This window comes from Achromobacter sp. ES-001, from assembly GCF_019448355.1.
Classification (GTDB): Bacteria; Pseudomonadota; Gammaproteobacteria; order Burkholderiales; family Burkholderiaceae_B; genus Achromobacter; species Achromobacter spanius_B.
Genome location: NZ_CP079940.1, coordinates 1,226,448 through 1,243,039, shown reverse-complemented (window position 1 = coordinate 1,243,039; position 16,592 = coordinate 1,226,448). Strand labels below are relative to the sequence as shown.

The 16,592-nt window shown below is 66.2% G+C and carries 14 protein-coding genes; 12 read left to right on the top strand and 2 right to left on the bottom strand.

Annotation, left to right across the window (positions count from 1 at the left end):
- Window position 1 precedes the first annotated feature (1 nt).
- The 5 genes from trxB to KYT87_RS05535 all read left to right on the top strand — a co-directional run bounded on the left by trxB (window position 2) and on the right by KYT87_RS05535 (window position 3,844).
- Complete coding sequence (gene trxB, locus KYT87_RS05555) at window positions 2–961, top strand: thioredoxin-disulfide reductase (RefSeq protein WP_104143627.1); 960 nt, start codon at window positions 2–4, stop codon at window positions 959–961.
- A complete protein-coding gene (locus KYT87_RS05550) occupies window positions 948–1,616 on the top strand; it encodes a Smr/MutS family protein (protein ID WP_046803387.1) in 669 nt (222 codons plus the stop codon). Before trxB ends, KYT87_RS05550 begins: the two co-directional genes overlap by 14 nt.
- Window positions 1,613–1,942: a multidrug efflux SMR transporter gene (locus KYT87_RS05545; RefSeq protein WP_046803388.1), complete on the top strand. Its 330-nt coding sequence runs from the start codon at window positions 1,613–1,615 to the stop codon at window positions 1,940–1,942. Before KYT87_RS05550 ends, KYT87_RS05545 begins: the two co-directional genes overlap by 4 nt.
- Before the next feature lie 77 nt (window positions 1,943–2,019).
- A complete protein-coding gene (locus tag KYT87_RS05540; protein ID WP_219991805.1) occupies window positions 2,020–2,646 on the top strand; it encodes a hypothetical protein in 627 nt (208 codons plus the stop codon).
- Window positions 2,633–3,844, top strand: coding sequence for a hypothetical protein (locus KYT87_RS05535; RefSeq protein WP_219991804.1), 1,212 nt, complete (start codon window positions 2,633–2,635; stop codon window positions 3,842–3,844). Before KYT87_RS05540 ends, KYT87_RS05535 begins: the two co-directional genes overlap by 14 nt.
- Here the strand turns inward: KYT87_RS05535 and KYT87_RS05530 are convergent.
- Complete coding sequence (locus KYT87_RS05530; RefSeq protein WP_120154112.1) at window positions 3,841–5,943, bottom strand: sodium:solute symporter family protein; 2,103 nt, start codon at window positions 5,941–5,943, stop codon at window positions 3,841–3,843. The two genes, KYT87_RS05535 and KYT87_RS05530, sit on opposite strands and share 4 nt — an antisense overlap.
- Window positions 5,943–6,311 (bottom strand): DUF4212 domain-containing protein, encoded by a 369-nt coding sequence (locus KYT87_RS05525; RefSeq protein ID WP_255593940.1) that lies wholly within the window; start codon window positions 6,309–6,311, stop codon window positions 5,943–5,945. The genes KYT87_RS05530 and KYT87_RS05525 overlap by 1 nt, the downstream gene beginning before the upstream one ends.
- 743 nt (window positions 6,312–7,054) lie before the next feature.
- Between KYT87_RS05525 and kdpF the strand changes: the two genes are divergently transcribed.
- The 7 genes from kdpF (at window position 7,055) to KYT87_RS05490 (ending at window position 16,462) form a co-directional block, all read left to right on the top strand.
- Window positions 7,055–7,144, top strand: a complete 90-nt coding sequence (gene kdpF / locus KYT87_RS05520; protein WP_046803392.1) for a K(+)-transporting ATPase subunit F — start codon at window positions 7,055–7,057, stop codon at window positions 7,142–7,144.
- Window positions 7,144–8,940 carry a potassium-transporting ATPase subunit KdpA gene (gene kdpA, locus KYT87_RS05515; protein ID WP_104143622.1) on the top strand — a complete coding sequence of 599 codons (1,797 nt, stop codon included), beginning with the start codon at window positions 7,144–7,146 and terminating at the stop codon, window positions 8,938–8,940. Before kdpF ends, kdpA begins: the two co-directional genes overlap by 1 nt.
- A gap of 22 nt (window positions 8,941–8,962) precedes the next feature.
- On the top strand, window positions 8,963–11,122 hold the full coding sequence (kdpB, locus tag KYT87_RS05510) for a potassium-transporting ATPase subunit KdpB (RefSeq protein ID WP_219991803.1): 2,160 nt from the start codon (window positions 8,963–8,965) through the stop codon (window positions 11,120–11,122).
- Between the two features lie 157 nt (window positions 11,123–11,279).
- Window positions 11,280–11,915, top strand: coding sequence for a potassium-transporting ATPase subunit KdpC (gene kdpC / locus KYT87_RS05505; protein WP_046803395.1), 636 nt, complete (start codon window positions 11,280–11,282; stop codon window positions 11,913–11,915).
- Between the two features lie 51 nt (window positions 11,916–11,966).
- Window positions 11,967–14,789 carry a sensor histidine kinase KdpD gene (locus tag KYT87_RS05500; protein ID WP_219991802.1) on the top strand — a complete coding sequence of 941 codons (2,823 nt, stop codon included), beginning with the start codon at window positions 11,967–11,969 and terminating at the stop codon, window positions 14,787–14,789.
- Window positions 14,790–14,802: 13 nt separating this feature from the next.
- The gene (gene kdpE / locus KYT87_RS05495; RefSeq protein WP_046803396.1) at window positions 14,803–15,495 is read left to right on the top strand and encodes a two-component system response regulator KdpE; all 693 of its coding nucleotides are present in this window, start codon (window positions 14,803–14,805) and stop codon (window positions 15,493–15,495) included.
- Between the two features lie 208 nt (window positions 15,496–15,703).
- A complete protein-coding gene (locus KYT87_RS05490; protein WP_219991801.1) occupies window positions 15,704–16,462 on the top strand; it encodes a TorF family putative porin in 759 nt (252 codons plus the stop codon).
- Window positions 16,463–16,592: the final 130 nt, after the last annotated feature.

Below are 16,592 nucleotides of genomic sequence, written 5' to 3'. Positions count from 1 at the left end.
CATGTCCACGCCCACGCACGCTAAAGTTTTGATACTCGGTTCCGGCCCCGCCGGTTACACGGCGGCCGTCTATGCGGCACGCGCCAACCTGAGCCCCGTCCTGGTGACCGGCCTGGCCCAAGGCGGCCAGTTGATGACCACCACGGACGTCGATAACTGGCCCGCCGACGCGGATGGCGTCCAAGGTCCGGACCTGATGCAGCGCTTCCAGAAGCACGCCGAACGCTTCAATACCGAAATGCTGTTTGACCACATCGCCAAGGTCGACCTGTCCAAGCGCCCGTTCACGCTGACCGGCGACACAGGCAAGATCTACACCTGCGACGCCCTCATCATCGCCACTGGCGCATCGGCCAAATACCTGGGCCTGCCCTCTGAAGAGGCCTTCATGGGCCGCGGCGTGTCGGGCTGCGCCACCTGCGACGGTTTCTTCTACCGCAACCAGGACGTGGTCGTGGTCGGCGGCGGCAACACCGCCGTGGAAGAAGCCCTGTACCTGTCCAACATCTGCCGCAAGGTCACCCTGATCCATCGCCGCGACAAGTTCCGCGCCGAGCCCATCCTGGTGGACAAGCTGATGTCCAAGGTCGAGAACGGCAACATGGAACTGAAGCTGTTCCATACGCTGGAAGAAGTGCTGGGCGACAACAGCGGTGTAACTGGCGTGCGCGTACGCCACGTGGACACCGGCGTCACGGAAGACATGCCGGTCACCGGCGCCTTCATCGCCATCGGCCACCAGCCCAACACGGAAATCTTCCAGGGCCAGCTGGAAATGAAGGACGGCTACATCGTCACCAAGAGCGGCTTGTCCGGCATGGCCACGATGACGTCCGTGCCCGGCGTGTTCGCCGCCGGCGACGTGCAGGACCACGTCTATCGCCAAGCCATCACCAGCGCCGGGACGGGCTGCATGGCCGCGCTGGACGCCCAACGGTGGTTGGAGAATGCGGGGCAGTAAGGTCGGCCTGGCCGACCTGAAACGCCTGAAGAAAGACCTGCAAACCGAGCGCGAACGGGAAGCGCTTGCCAAGCGGGTTGCCGCCATCAAGAAGCCTGAAACCGCCCCCATGGATGACATGGCGGCGTTTCAGCGCACGATGAAGTCCGTCACGCCGATCAAGCAGGACGCCCGGGTTGAACACAAACCCGTGGCGGAACCTGCCCCGGCGTTACGCCGGGCCAACGCGCTGGGCGAAACGCCGTCGCGCGCCGATGTGGGCGTATCCGATGGTGGCGAAATTACGCACCTGTTGTCCGAAGGCGGCACCGCCTTTGTGCGTGGTGACGCGGCGCCGGACACCGCGCGCAACCTGCGGCGCGGCCAATGGCGCGCGGGCGCTGAACTGGATCTGCACGGCCTGCGCGTCGAACAGGCGCGCCACGCGCTGCTGTCGTTTCTGGACGAATGCCAGGACCATGGCATCCGCTGCGTGCGCATCGTGCACGGCAAAGGCTACGGATCCGAAGGGCTGGAGCCCGTGCTGAAAGACAAGGCGCGGACCTGGCTGGTGCAAAAGAACGAAGTGCTGGCTTTTTCCGAGGCCCCCGAACGCGAAGGCGGCGCCGGTGCGCTGCTGGTGCTGCTGCGGCAATCCGAAGGGTCGCGCAAATGAAATGGCTGTACCTGGGCGTGGCGATCATCGCCGAGATCTTCGCCACCAGCGCGCTAAAGGGTTCCGAAGGATTCACCCGTCTGGTGCCGTCGCTGATCACCGTGTGCGGCTACCTGATTTCGTTCTACTTCCTGTCTCTGACGCTGCGCGAGATCCCGGTGGGCATCGCCTATGCCATCTGGTCCGGCGTGGGCATCGTGCTGATCTCCATCGTGGGCGCGGTGCTGTTCAAGCAGCACCTGGACACGCCCGCGCTGGTTGGCATCGGCCTGATCATCGCCGGCGTGGTGGTAATGAACGTATTTTCGAAGTCGGTATCCCATTGACCGCGCCTGCCGCGGGGGGTGCAGCCGCTGTATGTGACGCGGAATTGTCCGGCGCGGCCTGCTGGCGCGTGGCCAGAATGCCGCTCTGGCGCCGATGGCTTGCCTGGCTGTGCTTCGTCAGCCTGGCCTGCCTGGGCGGGCTCTGGAGCGCCAACGCCATGGCGCAGGACTTCAACCGCGCCGCCGAACTCGTCCGCTACCGCGCCTGGTTCCAGGCATTCACCCACGATCTTGATGCGCTTGCCGCCACGCGCGGCCCGCTGACCGAGGCGCAGCTGGACGAACGCTTTGCACGCTCCGTCGTGCCGGGTTCGCGCGCTGCCAGCTTCCTGCGCCAAACCTTCACGCGGCGCGGCGACGACGGCTTGTACTATCCGCAAGCCGGGTCGCGCGCGGTGTTCACGGGCGTGCTGGCCACCGCCATCCCGGCCGGCCAGGGCGGCGTCTACCCCGAGACCACGCCCGCCGTCGATGTCGGCGATTTGACCGTCTGGTACCTGCACGTGGACGTGGGCGACATGGCCAATACCTACCTGCTGTCACCCGAGCATTTCAAGCCCTACCGGCTACCCCCGCCCGGCAAGCTGGAACGCGACGCCTACCCTTTCCTGCTGATGGACACGCGCGACAAGGCGTTGCGCCTGGGCGGCATCAGCAGCGAACTCTGGGGCCTGATCGTCTACCTGCACAATGCCGCCTATTGATCGCACCTTGCGCCTGCTGCTGCTGACCGGGCTGTCGTGCGCGTCCACGTGGGCGCACGCGCTGTGCCAGCCCATGGCCGCATCGGCCCAGCGCGAGACGGTGGTGGCCCAGGTACGGCTGGACGAAACCGCCACTTTGCTGGCGTTGGACGGCTCGCGCATCAAGACCTGGGAACCGCCCGTTGCGGTGCAAACGGGCACACGCGCCACGCCCGTCATCTGGGCCGAGCAGGTGGACTGGTCGGTGTATGTGACCGACCCGATGGCGAACGCCTCCCCCGCGTCTGGGGCCGCGTCTCCCGCCCCCATCAACGCGGGGTCCAAGGCCAACCCCATCGCCAACGCCACGCTCGGCCCCACCGTGCTGCGGTTCGAGCGCGGCCCCGACGGCGTCCGCCACCTGTGCGGCATCGCCCAATTCGACCCCGGCACCCTCCAGGCAGCGCAAGCCGCCGGGCGGCCCGGGCTGCCCAAGCCCTACTACGAAACCCGCTTTCAATACGACAGCGCCGGCCGGCTTGCGGGCTACGAAATGCGTTCTCGGAATGCGCAGGGCGGGCCCAACCCCTCGGCCTATTTCTGTCTGCGCTATGACAGCAACGGATGGCTGGCGGAACATGGCGCCAACGCTTGCAGCGACCCGTCTCGACCGCTGATGCGCTATGTACACGATGCCGCCGGTCGGCTGCTGCGCACGATTTCGTATGTGGAAAACCAGGGCGATGCCCGGGAAGTCACGCAGTTCGATCAGCAAGGCCAACCCGCCCAGCGCTATCGTCGCCAACGGCTGGACTGGCACAACGAAAAGTTGATGCTGGGGCTGCCCTATCAGGAACGCCCATCCGAATTTGCCGTCTTGGTGTTGCCCGGCGCGAACTGGGCGGCGCCGGCCATGGAGTCGTATCACTACGACTGGGCCATCGTGCAGCCCAAGGGCGATGACGGCGACGTCTACGGCGCCAGGCGCGATCCATCGTCCATCCTGGCGCAGGGCAATAGCGGCCCGGACGGCCAATTCACCCTTAGCGTGGCGCAGCGCCGCCAAGTCTGGGAAGCGGCAGGGAAAAACCCCGGCGGCGTGCACTGGCTGTGGGCGCCGGGCCAGGTCTACACGCTATTGCAGACGCTGCCCCCAGGCGTGTGGGAAGCGTGCACCAACGCCGACAACCGGCAGGCGAATGCCTGCGGTGCCCCCTAGGAATTGTTGGGGGGCGGCAGCGAATCGCCGGGATGGCGCGCGCCCGGATGCCGCACATAATCCACCAGCGCCAAGGTGGCACGGTCCGGCGGCGGGGTCAGCAGCGACACCACGATGATCGTCAGGAAGGCCACCGGCGCGCCGAACACGCCAGCGGCAATCGGCTGGATGCCCCACCACAGGTCCACCGGCTGCGTGCGTGAAATGCCCAGCACCCATTCGCGCAACCACGGATGCGTATGCGTCATGTAGGCAAAGGTAACCAGCAGCCCGGCCGCCATGCCCAAGGTAGCGCCCCATTTGTTGGCGCGGCGCCAGAACACGCCCATGACCAGGGCAGGAAAGAACGACGAGGCCGCAAACGAGAACGCGGCCGACACCATGAACAGGATGTCGGCAGGCTTGCGCGCGGCGACCCAGGCCGCGCCAAACGCCACCACCAGCAACAGTATCTTGGACACCATTACCCGGCGCGCCGCCGACATGCGCGGCGACACCATCCGGTACCACATGTCGTGCGACAAGGAATTGGACAGCGTCAGCAGCAGGCCGTCGGCCGTGGACAAGGCGGCGGCAAGCCCGCCGGCCGCCACCAGGCCCGAAATCACATAAGGCAAGCCGCCTATCTCGGGCATCGCCAGCACCACCACGTCCGCCCCCATGCTGATCTCGCTTAGCTGCACGACGCCATCGCGATTGATGTCGGTCACGTCAAGCAGGTTGCTGTCGACCGCGCTCCAGGCATGCACCCAATTGGGCAGGCTGAGAAAGTTCGACCCCACCACCTGCGTATAGACCTCGTACTTGACCAGCAGCGCCAGCGCGGGCGCCATGAAGTACAGCAGCAGGATGAACAGCAGTGACCAGAACACCGATTTGCGCGCCTCGATCACCGAGGGCGTGGTGTATGAACGCATCAGAATGTGCGGCATGCCCGCCGTGCCCAGCATCAGGCACAAGACCAGCGCCAGGAAGTTGACGCGCATGTTGCGCTGTTCTTCGGGGTCTTTGGCGGGAAAGGGTTCCGCGTGAGGGGTGGCCGGGGCGGCCCGCGCCTCGAACGTGGCGCGTGCCTGCGACCACGCCACCCGCGCGTCTTCCACGCTGGCGGGGTAGGCGGCCAGCTCGCGCTCGGCCGAACGAATCTCGACCATCGGCGCGTCCGACGCGTTCAATTGCGCCAGCCGGCTGCGCAGCTTGTCCTTTTCCAGGGTCCAAGATTCGGGCAGGGCCTGTACGCGCGACGCCATTTCATCGGCATGCTGCTGCCACAGCCGCCGCACCTCGATTTCGGAAGGATCGTTTTGCAGATAGATTTCTTTTTCGGTCACCTGCTGCAAGACCACGCCGGCCGACAATTGCGGCACCGGCATGTTCGTATGCTTGACCGACAGCCACACCACCGGCACCAGGTAGGCGATGACCAGGATGATGTACTGCCCCACCTGCGTCCACGTTACGGCGCGCATGCCGCCCAGGAACGAACACACCAGCATGCCGCCCAGCGCCACGAAGATGCCCAGCTCGAACGAAATACCCGTCATGCGCGTGGTGATGATGCCCACGCCGTAGATCTGCGCGACCAGGTAGGTGAACGAACAGAGGATGGCGCAGGCCACGCCCGCCAGCCGGGGCATGTTGCCGCCGTAGCGCGCGCCCATGAAGTCGGGAATGGTGTATTGGCCAAAGCGCCGTAGGTAAGGCGCCAGCAACATGGCGACCAGCACGTAGCCGCCCGTCCAGCCCATGATGTAGGCCAGCCCGCCGTAGCCGGTCAGGTACAGGGTGCCCGCCACGCCGATGAACGATGCCACCGACATCCAGTCGGCCGCCGTGGCCATGCCGTTATAGATAGCGGGCACGCGTCGGCCCGCCACGTAGTATTCGACCTGGTCCGACGTGCGGCAGACGATGCCGATACCGGCATACAGGCTGACCGTGACCAGCAGGAAAACGTAGCCGATCCAGTTGCGCGGCATCCCCAGGACCTCGGCCAGCGCCATCAGCAGGATCATCAGGGCAAAGCCGGCCGTGTACAGCACGTAGATACGGCGTAGCCGGATCTTGAATTCCTGTGGGGTATCTCCGCTGAACGGCATCAGCGGCCCCCGCCCGCGCGATCGCCGTTGCCGGGGGTGTTGCCGTTGCCGTTGCCGCCCGCAGGGGTCTCCACTTCAGCGCCCCCTCCACCGCCCGCATCGAGCGCCGCCTCGGCGGCTTCATCGGCGCGGTTCATGACCCGCGCGTAGACGCCAACGATGATCAGATATGCCAACGGCGCGCCATAGGCCGCCATCCAGAACGCGAAGGGCCATCCGATGAAATCAAAGCTCAGGCTACGCGCGAAGAATGCGGGCACGAACGTCAGTGCCGCCCAGACCACAAGCAGCAACAGAATCAGCCGCAGATTGCGGCGCCAATAGGGGGTGGTGATAGGCGGGGAAAGAGATGCGCGGGATTTCGGCATAGCTAGGATGTTTTCAGACCCTATCTGGATAGCGCGAAACGCTGCGTCTGAAAAGCCCTTGCGGATGAAATCCAGGCTTTTTATGCGACAACGGCTGGCACTCTTTGGTGCCAGCCGTTGTGCGTTTTGCTTTTTTTGAGTACTGCTTTACTTTTTTTATGTACCGGTGCCGCCGGTATTTGCCCATGCAGGGCTTTGTCTCCTCACCTGCATGGGAAGAGATTCTGCACCAAGTGCGGGAATGCCACACTAGGGGAATGCCCTAAGACGGAGCATTCATTTACATATTCCTCGCACCACAACGGTGCCATTTGACCGGAAAGTTCTAAATATTGGGATTTTTTGGCAAAAAAGCCGGAATTGAGCCGAATTCAGGAATCTGGCGCGTCCCGCAATATGACGGCCGCCACCGCGCCATGCCCGGAATCGGGCGCGCCGGTCCGGCCCATTAGCCCCCTGGTCCGCCCCGGACGCCGCGCCATTTTTATTTCTTGTTTACACCCGCCCGCCCAACCTATATCCCGTTTTTACCCCCCGCTCCGTAACCTGCCGGTGTCCTGATTGGTCACCTGGCCTGCCCCGGCGCGCATCCGCCTTTGCCGCGCAGGCCCGTCGTTCGAAGGGAGCGCTGCTCCCGGGAGGAAAAACGTGGATGCCATCTATATCGCCGCCTTCGCCGTCATGGCCGGCGCGACGCTAGCCCTGCTGCAATTTTGCGCAGCCCTGTCCGGAGGAGAGCCGTCATGAACTGGCTTTACTGGCTTAGCGGCCTGACCGCGGCCGTGCTGTTCGTCTACCTGTTGGTGGCGCTGTTCAAACCGGAGAAATTCTGATGACCGCCGAATTCGTCGGATTGCTGGCCTTGTACCTGGCAATCCTGCTTGCGATCGCGCCGCTGCTCGGGCGCTACATCCGCGTCGCCATGGAAAACGGGCAATCCAGGCTGACCGCCTGGGGCCGCCCGCTGGAGCGCGGCATCTACCGGCTTGCGGGCATTGACCCGCAGGCCGAAATGGGTTGGAAGCGCTACGCCGTGGCCGTGCTGGTGTTCAACATGGTCGGCATCGCGGTCGTCTATGGCTTGCAGCGCTTGCAAGGCATGCTGCCGCTGAACCCTGCCGCCCTGGGCGCCGTCAGCCCGGATTCCGCGCTGAACACCGCGATCAGTTTTGTCAGCAACACCAACTGGCAAGGCTACGGCGGCGAATCCACCATGAGCTACCTGACGCAGATGCTGGCGCTGACGGTGCAGAACTTTGTCTCGGCCGCCACCGGCATCGCCGTGCTGTTTGCGTTGATACGCGGCCTGTCGCGCCACTGTTCGGCCACGGTGGGCAACTTCTGGGCGGACATGGTTCGCTGCACGATGTACGTGCTGCTGCCGCTGTCGTTCGTGCTGGCGCTGTTGCTGGTCAGCCAGGGCGTCATCCAGAACTTCAGCCCGTATCAAGACGTGCAGACGGTGCAGGCCCTGCACTACGAACAGCCGCGCGTGGGCGCCGACGGCCAGCCGGTGCTGGACGCGTCCGGCCAGGCCGTGACGGACCCGGCCGTCACCTCGACACAAACGTTGGCGATGGGCCCCGTGGCCTCGCAGGAAGCCATCAAGCTGCTGGGCACCAACGGCGGCGGCTTCTTCAATGCCAATTCCGCGCACCCGTTCGAGAACCCCACGCCGCTGGCGAACTTCATGCAGATGCTGGCCATCTTGATGATTCCCGCCGCGCTGTGCTTCACCTTTGGCGAAATGGTGGGCAGCCGTCGGCAGGGCATCGCCATCCTGGCCGCGATGACGGTGCTGTTTGCCGCGTTTGCGCTGACCACCGCCTACTTCGAACAGCAGCCCAACCCCATGGCGGCGCAAGCCGGCGCGGACAGCGCCATGACGGCCCTGGCGCCGGGCGGCAACATGGAAGGCAAGGAATCGCGCTTCGGCATCGCGGCCACGTCGCTCTTTGCCATCATCACCACGGCGGCATCGTGCGGCGCGGTGAACGGCATGCACGATTCGTTCAGCGCCATGGGCGGCCTGCCGCCGATGTTGCAGATGCAGTTGGGCGAAGTGGTCTACGGCGGTGTGGGCTCCGGGCTGTACGGCATGTTGGCCTTCGCCGTGCTGGCGGTGTTCATCGCCGGCTTGATGATCGGACGCACGCCCGAATACCTGGGCAAGAAGATCGAAGCCTACGACATGAAGATGGTGTCCATCATCATCCTTGTCACCCCCTTGCTGGTGCTGGGCGGCACCGCGCTGGCCGTGTCGGTATCGGCGGGCCAGGCGGGCGTGCTCAATCCGGGCATCCACGGTTTTTCGGAAATCCTGTACGCACTGTCATCGGCCGCCAATAACAACGGCAGCGCGTTTGCCGGGCTATCGGCCAACACGCCTTTCTACAACGTTCTGCTGGGCATCGCGATGTGGTTTGGCCGCTTTGCCGTGATCGTGGCGGTGCTGGCCATGGCCGGCTCGCTGGCGGCCAAGCGGCGCCTGCCCGCCGGCCCCGGCAGCATGCCCACCACCGGCCCGCTTTTCGTCGTGCTGCTGATCGGCGCGGTGCTGCTGGTGGGCGCGCTGACGTATGTGCCCGCGCTGGCCCTGGGGCCGGTCGCTGAACACCTGCAACCTTGAATGCAACAGGCTAGGAAACAACATGGCCAAGATTGAAATGCAAACCTCAAGCGCAGGCGGCGGCGCCGCCCGCGCACCCGACGTCACCCCCCAAGAGCCCCCGTTCGGCATGTGGTCCCGATCGCTGGTCGCGCCCGCGCTGCTGGACAGCCTGCGCAAGTTGTCGCCCGCCGCGCAACTGAAAAACCCCGTCATGTTCGTGGTGTACGTGGGCAGCATCCTGACCACCGTGCTGTGGGTCATGGCCCTGCGCGGCCAGGCCGAAGCGCCCGCCGGCTTCATCCTGGCCATCGCCGTATGGCTGTGGTTCACGGTGTTGTTCGCCAACTTCGCCGAGGCCCTGGCTGAAGGCCGCGGCAAGCAGCAGGCGGCGACGCTGCGCGGCTTGCGCACCACCATCAACGCGCGCCTGCTCAAGAACTTTCACGATGCCGACGCCCGCGACGCACATCCCGATCAATGGCGCGGCCAGGCCGTCAGCCAGGCTTCGGGCCTGCTGCGCCGGGACGACGTGGTGCTGATCGAAGCGGGTGAAACCATTCCCGGCGACGGGCAGGTCATCGCGGGCGTGGCCTCGGTGGACGAAAGCGCCATCACCGGCGAGTCGGCGCCCGTCATCCGTGAATCGGGTGGCGATTTTTCTTCCGTCACCGGCGGCACGCGCGTGCTGTCCGACTGGATCTTCGTGCGCATCGCGGCCGACCCCGGCGAGAGCTTCCTGGACCGCATGATCTCCATGGTGGAAGGCGCCAAGCGCCAGAAGACGCCCAACGAACTGGCACTGACCATCCTGCTGGTCGGCCTGACGGTGGTGTTCCTGCTGGTGGTCGTGACGCTGATGCCCTTCTCCATCTACGCGGTCAGCGCGGCGGGCGGCGGTGCGGCGGTGACCGTGACCGTGCTGGTGGCGCTGCTGGTGTGCCTGATCCCGACCACCATCGGCGGCCTGCTGTCGGCCATCGGCGTGGCGGGCATGAGCCGCATGATGAGCGCCAACGTCATCGCGACCTCGGGCCGCGCGGTTGAAGCGGCGGGCGATGTCGATGTCCTGCTGCTGGACAAGACGGGCACCATCACCTTCGGCAACCGCCAGGCGTCCACCTTCCTGCCCGCCCCGGGCGTGTCGGCCCGCGAATTGGCGGACGCGGCACGGCTGGCTTCGCTGGCCGATGAAACGCCCGAAGGACGCAGCATCGTGGCGCTGGCCGACAAGACCACGCACGCCCCCGCCACGCGTGTGGAAGACGCGGAGTTCGTCCCGTTCACCGCGCAATCGCGCATGAGCGGCGTGAACCTGGGCGAACGCATGATCCGCAAGGGCGCGATAGACGCCGTACAGTCCTGGCTCAAAGCGCTGGACGCCAACGTGCCCGACGCCGTGTTGCATCAAGCCGAAGACGTAGCCCGGCGCGGCAGCACGCCGCTGCTGGTCAGCGACGGCAATCGCGCGCTGGGCGTGGTCGAGCTGAAAGACATCGTCAAGCCGGGCATCCAGTCGCGCTTTGCCGAACTGCGCCGCATGGGCATCAAGACGGTAATGATCACCGGCGACAACAAGCTGACCGCCGCGTCCATCGCCGCCGAAGCCGGGGTGGACGACTTCCTGGCCGAAGCGACGCCCGAGGCCAAGCTGAAGCTGATCCGCGCCTATCAAGCCGAAGGCCGGCTGGTGGCGATGACGGGCGACGGTACCAACGACGCGCCCGCGCTGGCGCAAGCCGACGTGGCCGTGGCGATGAACTCGGGCACCCAGGCCGCCAAGGAAGCGGGCAACATGGTGGACCTGGATTCCAACCCCACCAAGCTGATCGAGATCGTTGAAATCGGCAAACAGATGCTGATGACGCGCGGAGCCTTGACCACGTTCAGCGTGGCCAACGACGTAGCCAAGTACTTCGCCATCATTCCGGCCGCCTTCGCCACCGTGTATCCGCAGTTGAACGTGCTGAACATCATGCAGCTGGCCACGCCAGCCTCGGCCATCTTGTCGGCCGTGATTTTCAACGCGCTGATCATCGTGGTGCTGATTCCGCTGGCCCTCAAGGGCGTGCGCTATCGGCCGCTGGGCGCCTCGGTGCTGCTGCGCCGCAACCTGCTGATCTACGGCCTGGGCGGCCTGCTGGTGCCATTCATCGGCATCAAGCTGGTCGACATGGTGCTGGCCGCGCTGGGGTGGGCCTGACGCCCGCGCCGGCCTGGCGCGGCCCGCAACATAAGCACGTAGCCCACGTCTGTCATGCCGCCGACGTAACCCGCACCCAGTCACTACCGGCCCCCGGCGCGCGCCTCGCGCCCGCCGGTGAGCCCGCCCAGAGCCTGCCTCATTCAAGGAATTCATCATGCAAGCCACAACTTCCCCAAACGCAGCCGCCACTGCCCCCACCCCGGCCCGCCAAGGCGGCATCCTGCGCCCCGCGCTGGTCGTCTTTGCCGCGCTGTCGCTCGTGACCGGCCTGGCCTACCCCTTCCTGACGCGCGGCGTGGCCGCCGTGGTGTTCCCGCACGAGGCGGCCGGCTCGCTCATCACGCAGGGCGACAAGGTCGTCGGGTCGGCGCTGATCGGCCAGGCGTTCAGCGAACCGCGGTACTTCTGGAGCCGGCCGTCGGCCACCGCGCCCATGCCGTACAACGGCGCGGCCTCCGGCGGGTCCAACCTGGGCCCGCGCAACCCCGCGCTGGCACAAGCCATCCAGGAACGCATCGCGGCCTTGAAAGCGGCCGATCCGGACAACCCCACGCCGGTGCCGGTGGACCTGATCACCGCGTCCGGCAGCGGCCTGGACCCGCACATCAGCCCGGCCGCCGCCAACTATCAGGCCGCGCGGGTGGCGCGCCTCCGCCATCTGCCGCGCGCTCAAGTGGATGCGTTGATTCAGGCGCACACCGAAAAGCCCTGGATCGGCGTGCTGGGTGACCCGACCGTCAATGTGTTGACCTTGAACCTGGCGCTGGATGCATTGCGCCCTGCGCCATGACGGCGCGGCGTATAGTAGCGCCAGCCTTTTCCACCCCACACTTTGCGCTTCATGGCTGACATTGCTGGCGAGCGTCCCGATCCCGACGCGCTCTTGAAAACGCTGGACGACGCCGCGCGCCAGGCGGTGCGCGGCAAGCTTCGCGTGTACTTCGGCGCATCGGCCGGCGTGGGCAAGACCTACGCCATGCTGGTGGCCGCCCGCGCGCAAGCCGAGCAAGGCGTGCACGTGCTGGCCGGCATCGTCGAAACCCACGGCCGCCGCGAAACGGCAAGCCTGCTGGATGGCTTGGCAACGCTGCCCTTGAAAGACGTGGCGTACCGGGGCCACGTGCTGCGCGAATTCGACCTGGACGGCGCGCTGGCCGCCCGGCCCGCGCTGGTGCTGGTGGACGAGCTGGCGCATTCCAACGCGCCGGGCTCGCGCCACGCCAAGCGCTGGCAGGACATCCACGAATTGCTGGCCGCCGGCATCGACGTCTGGACCACGCTGAACGTGCAGCATCTGGACAGCCTGAACGAAGCGGTGGGCAGCATCACCGGCGTGCGCGTGTGGGAAACCGTGCCGGACGAGGTCTTCGACACCGCCGACGAGGTCATCCTGGTGGACCTGTCGGCCGACGAACTACTGCGGCGCCTGAAAGAAGGCAAGGTCTATCTGCCCGAGCAGGCGCGCCACGCCACGCGCAATTTCTTTCGCAAGGGCAACCTGATCGCGCTGCGCGAACTGGCCTTGCGCCGCACCGCCGACCACGTGGACGACGACGTGCAGGCCTATCGCCGCGACCGCGCCATTGATTCGGTGTGGCGCACGCGCGAAGCCGTGGTGGCCTGCATCGGCCCGGACGCGGACGCCGAATACGTGATCCGCAGCGCGCACCGCCTGAGCCAGCAATTGGACTGCGACCTGCACGTGGTCACCATCGACACGCCGCGCGCGGCGCCCACCCCCCAGGCCCAGCAAGACCGCATGCAGCGCAGCCTGGCGCTTGCCGACGGCCTGGGCGCGCGCACGGAAACGCTGCCCGGCGGCGACATGGTGGATGCCGTTGTGCGCTACGTGCGTCGGCACAACATCACCAAGGCCGTCGTGGGGCGCACCCGCGCAAGCGGCCTGCAACGGCTGCGCGTGTCGCTATCCGCCTTGCTGTCGGCGGCGCTGGCGCCGGGCTGGCTGTGGCGCCGCCACAGCTTTGCCGACATGCTGGCCGCGGGCTGCCCCGAAATCGACATCATCCGGCTGGGCGCACCGCCCCTGCCCGCCAGCGCGGCGCCAGGGCGCGACCCGCTGACGCTGGGGCATCGCGCACGCACGCCAGCCGATGACCGCAACACCACACCTTGGTCGGGCTATGCCTGGGCGCTGTGCTATTGCGCGGCCGCCACGGGCTTGTCGATGCTGGCGTTTCCGGCGCTGCACCAGACCAACATCGTCATGCTGTTCCTGCTGGCGGTAGTGGCCGTGGCGCTGCGTCACGGGCGTGGCCCGGCCGCGCTGGCGTCCGTGGTCAGCGTGGCGTTGTTCGACTTTTTCTTCGTACAGCCGCTGGCATCCTTTGCCGTGTCGGACGTGCAGTACCTGCTGACGTTCGCCGTGCTGCTGGCCGTGGGCTTGCTGATCGGGCAGTTGACGGCCGGGCTGCGACTACAGGCGCAGGTGTCGGTCAAGCGCGAAGCCGACGCGCGCAGCCTGTACGAATTCGCGCGCGAGCTGTCGTCGGCATTGTTGCCGGAACAGATCGTGGCGCTGGCCGGCGCATTCGTGCACGCCACGTTCGGCTCGCGCTGCGCGCTGTATATCCTGGGGCTGGACGACCGCCTGAAGCTGGCCTCGCCCGCCGCCGACGATATGCCGGCGCTGGAGTCCGCCTTGGCCCAATGGGTGTACGACCATGGCCAACCCGCCGGCGCGGGGACCGCCACGCTGTCCAACAGCGACCTGCTGTACCTTCCCCTGAAAGCGCCGATGCGCACGCGCGGCGTGCTGGCCCTGGCCGCGCCGCGCCGCAGTCTGTTCACGCATCCCGACGCGCGCCGCCAGATCGAGGCCTACGCCACGCTGATCGCCATTGCGCTGGAGCGGCTGCACTATGTCGAAGTCGCGCAGCAGGCACTGGTCAGCATGGAATCCGAACGGCTGCGCAATTCGCTGCTGGCGGCGGTGTCGCATGACCTGCGCACCCCGCTGACCAGCCTGGTCGGCATGACGGACACGCTGACGCGCCGGCCGGGCACGCTGCCGGACGATGTGCAGGACACCATTCGCGCCATGCGCGACCAGGCGCAGCGCATGCATGCGCTGGTGGTCAATCTGCTGGACATGGCGCGGCTGCAAAGCCATGACACGCCGCTGCGCCTGGAATGGCAGTCCATTGAAGAACTGGTGGGCGCGTCGCTGGCCGCCATGCGCGAGCCGCTTGCCGCGCACCACGTCACCGTTGCGCGCCTGTCCGACCTGCCGCTGGTGGAATGCGACGGCGTGCTGATCGAACGCGTGCTGTGCAACCTGCTTGAAAACGCCGCCAAGTACACGCCGCCCGGCAGTACCGTGCATATCCACGCGGCGGTGCACGATGACTCGCTGCGCGTGGCCGTCTGCGACAACGGCCCGGGCGTCACACCGGGCGCCGAGCGCCGCATCTTCGAAAAATTCACGCGCGGCGACCGCGAATCCGCCACCCCCGGCGTGGGCCTGGGCCTGGCGGTATGCGAAGCCATCATCCTGGCCCACCACGGCCGTATCTGGGTGGAGCACACGCCGGGCCAGGCCCATGGCGCGCAGTTCGTCTTCAGCCTGCCGCTGGGCACCCCGCCCGACGTCCAGCCCGAATCCACCGAATCCGCCGATTCCCCCAATTCCCCCAATTCCCATTGAAAGCGCCTTTTGCATGTTCGACTACCAGCCTACCGTCCTGATCATTGAAGACGACGCCAACATCCGGCGCTTCGTACGCCAGGCCCTGGAAAGCGAGGGCTGCGCCGTGCACGAGGCCGACACGGTCAAGCGCGGCCTGATCGAGGCCGGCACGCGCCAGCCCGACGCCATCGTGCTGGACCTGGGGCTGCCCGACGAAGACGGCATGACGCTGATCCGCGAGTTGCGCGGCTGGACGCAGGTGCCGGTGCTGGTCCTATCGGCCCGCAGCGCCGAGCCGGACAAGGTGGCGGCGCTGGACGCGGGCGCCGACGATTACCTGACCAAGCCGTTCGGCGTCAGCGAACTTCTCGCGCGGCTGCGCGTGCTGTTGCGCCGCCATGCGCGGGCGGGCGCGGCCAGCGCCGCCGAGATCAGCTTTGGCGACGTGCGCGTCGACTTCTCGCGGCGCGTCGTCGAACGCGGCGGCCAGCACGTGCACCTGACCGCCATGGAATACCGACTGCTTGCCGCACTGCTGGCGCACCGGGGCAAGGTCATGACGCATCGAGAACTGCTGCGCGAGGTGTGGGGGCCGTCGCATATCGAAAGCAACCACTACCTGCGCATCTACATGGGGCACCTGCGGCAAAAGCTCGAAGCCGACCCCGCGCAGCCCGTGTTCCTGCTGACCGAGATCGGCGTGGGGTACCGCTTCGCGGGCTGAGCGGGGCAACGGATCGCGGTGACCGGGATGTAGTGAACGTGGATGTAGTGAACGTGGATGTAATCAACGTGCCTGTGATCCCCGTGCCTGCGATCGTCGTGCCTGTAATCCACATTGACGCGATCTTTACGCGTGCCGCCTGTGTCTTGTCTCGCGCTTTATGCCGATCCTCCTATTGTTGCCATCCGTTCAACAGCAGGAGCATTCCATGTCCCGCAATTCCTTGGCCGCGCTGGCGCTGCTGACGCTGGCCGCCACCGCCCAAGCCAATGACGCCCCGGTCGCCCCCGCCGACCCCGACTTCACTTTGTCCGCAAACCTCAGCCTGACCAGCCAATACCGCTATCGCGGCCTGATGCAGTCGGACAACAAACCCGCCGTGCAAGGCGGCTTCGACCTTGCCCACCGCAGCGGCTTTTATCTGGGCAACTGGAATTCCAGCATCAGCTGGCTCGGCGACAGCAACCCCGACGTTTCCGCCCCCGTGGAAATGGATTTCTACGGCGGCTACAAGGGCAATGTGGCCGACGGCGTGCCCGTGGACCTGGGTGTCTTGCAGTACTACTACCCGGGCGATTTCCCGTCCGGCTACACCAGCCCCGACACCACCGAACTCTACGCCGGCATCGGCTATGGCCCGGTCATGTTCAAGTATTCCATTGCCATGACCAACCTGTTCGGCTTTGCCGACAGCAAATACAGCCAATACTTCGACCTGAGCGCCAACGTCGACACCGGGGTGTGGGGCCTGACCCTGAACGCCCATGCCGGCCGCCAGATGGTGAAAAACGTGGACAACGGGTCGTATACCGACTGGAAGCTGGGGCTGACCAAGGACTTTGGACAAGGCCTGTCGGTATCGCTGGCCTACCTGGACACCAACGCGGATCGCGCCGTCTACACCAACACCCGCGGTCGCGACATGGGCCGCGCGACAGGCGTGCTGTCCTTGACCAAAACCTTTTGATCCCCCCGGGCGTTGACGCGATTTTTACGCGCCGCACCCGCTTTTATCGGCGCGGTTTACGGCGCCCTTCCTATAGTGGAATCGTCATCAACCAACCGATACGCGGATCGCCGCAAGCAGCGCCTTCCGC

Coding starts and splice junctions, on each gene's coding strand:
- trxB (WP_104143627.1), top strand. CDS start 2: ATGTCCACGCCCACGCACGCTAAAGTTTTGATACTCGGTTCCGGCCCC.
- KYT87_RS05550 (WP_046803387.1), top strand. CDS start 948: ATGCGGGGCAGTAAGGTCGGCCTGGCCGACCTGAAACGCCTGAAGAAA.
- KYT87_RS05545 (WP_046803388.1), top strand. CDS start 1,613: ATGAAATGGCTGTACCTGGGCGTGGCGATCATCGCCGAGATCTTCGCC.
- KYT87_RS05540 (WP_219991805.1), top strand. CDS start 2,020: ATGCCGCTCTGGCGCCGATGGCTTGCCTGGCTGTGCTTCGTCAGCCTG.
- KYT87_RS05535 (WP_219991804.1), top strand. CDS start 2,633: ATGCCGCCTATTGATCGCACCTTGCGCCTGCTGCTGCTGACCGGGCTG.
- KYT87_RS05530 (WP_120154112.1), bottom strand. CDS start 5,943: ATGCCGTTCAGCGGAGATACCCCACAGGAATTCAAGATCCGGCTACGC.
- KYT87_RS05525 (WP_255593940.1), bottom strand. CDS start 6,311: ATGCCGAAATCCCGCGCATCTCTTTCCCCGCCTATCACCACCCCCTAT.
- kdpF (WP_046803392.1), top strand. CDS start 7,055: ATGAACTGGCTTTACTGGCTTAGCGGCCTGACCGCGGCCGTGCTGTTC.
- kdpA (WP_104143622.1), top strand. CDS start 7,144: ATGACCGCCGAATTCGTCGGATTGCTGGCCTTGTACCTGGCAATCCTG.
- kdpB (WP_219991803.1), top strand. CDS start 8,963: ATGGCCAAGATTGAAATGCAAACCTCAAGCGCAGGCGGCGGCGCCGCC.
- kdpC (WP_046803395.1), top strand. CDS start 11,280: ATGCAAGCCACAACTTCCCCAAACGCAGCCGCCACTGCCCCCACCCCG.
- KYT87_RS05500 (WP_219991802.1), top strand. CDS start 11,967: ATGGCTGACATTGCTGGCGAGCGTCCCGATCCCGACGCGCTCTTGAAA.
- kdpE (WP_046803396.1), top strand. CDS start 14,803: ATGTTCGACTACCAGCCTACCGTCCTGATCATTGAAGACGACGCCAAC.
- KYT87_RS05490 (WP_219991801.1), top strand. CDS start 15,704: ATGTCCCGCAATTCCTTGGCCGCGCTGGCGCTGCTGACGCTGGCCGCC.